This is a genomic window from Streptomyces sp. URMC 123 (assembly GCF_051386515.1).
Lineage (GTDB): Bacteria > Actinomycetota > Actinomycetes > Streptomycetales > Streptomycetaceae > Streptomyces.
Genome location: NZ_JBPQTV010000633.1, coordinates 1 through 1112 on the forward strand (window position 1 = coordinate 1; position 1112 = coordinate 1112).

The 1112-nt window shown below is 73.7% G+C and carries 1 protein-coding gene; it reads left to right on the plus strand.

The window, feature by feature from the left end:
* Positions 1 to 839, plus strand: an 839-nt coding sequence (locus tag ACSNOD_RS31335) for a hypothetical protein (RefSeq protein ID WP_436770461.1), incomplete at its 5' end; no start/stop codon positions are given.
* Between the last annotated feature and the right edge of the window lie 273 nt (positions 840 to 1112).

The window sequence follows — 1112 nt, forward strand, 5'->3', positions numbered from 1 at the left end:
GGGGAGCGGTGCGGCAGGCGCCGGGGGTCACGGCGGGGTACGTGGGGATCGGGTTCGACAACCACGGCAACTTCGCCTCGGAGCTGGCCGGTCCGGGCGGCACCGGGCGCCACCCCGGCACGCTCGGCATTCGCGGTCGCGGCAGCGGGCACAGCGGTTTCACCTGGCTGGCAGGGGTGCGGGTGCCGCGGGGCTTCTGGGGTGCCTGGGGCGGCGGTGGGCGCGTGCGGGTGTCGTTCGTCGACGGCCGGCTGACGGTGGAGGAGCGTGGTGAGGCGGCTCCCGACGGGGTGCTCCTGCTGGACGGCTTCGACCTCGCCCGGTGGCCGGGGCAGACGCCGATGCCGGCCGCGTTCAAGCTGGGGCTCGCGGCGAGCACGGGTGCGGCTGCCGCGTCCCATCGCATTCGCGATGTCAGCCTGACGCTGCCCGTCGACATGTCGCTGGAGATGAGCGGCCCGCGCGTCGCGAGGGCGGGGGAGCGGATCTCGTACACCATCGCCGTGCACAACCGGGGCCCGAACGACGCCCCCGACACGGTTGTCGAGGGGGCGATCCCGGCGGCCCTCTCCGATCTCGAACTGAGCTGTCAGACGGAGAGCGGGGCCACGTGCGGGGCGGGCTCGACGACCAGGGGGCTGTGCCAGCCGGTGGATCTGCCCCGGGGCGGGCGGGCGGTCATCACGCTGACGGGGACGGTCGAGCGGGGGTATCGGGGCAGCCTCGCGTGGGGCAGCCGGCTGACGAGCGCGTCGCGGGCCAATACCTCGGGGAGGGGGTCGGATCGGGTGGCGACGGAGGTCGGGCGGCCGACGGCCGGGGCGGCGGCGCTCGTGTGACGGTCGCGGTGGGGCGGCCACCGTGTGGCCGGAGGCGTGTGGCGGCTGTCGTGTGACGAGAGGTGTTTGACGGAGAACGAGTGATTCGGCTGACGCTCGACCGATCCTCGTCCAGACTCGGCCGAAAGATTTCGGGTCGGGTGCGAAGTGAGGTCGGCATGGCGAACGTTCACGATCGCGCAGCGGTGGCTGCGGGGACGGATCGCCGAAGAGGCTCTGGGAGCGCCGACGCGGCGGGTGTTGACGCCGGGGGTGTCGACGCCGTTTTGGGCG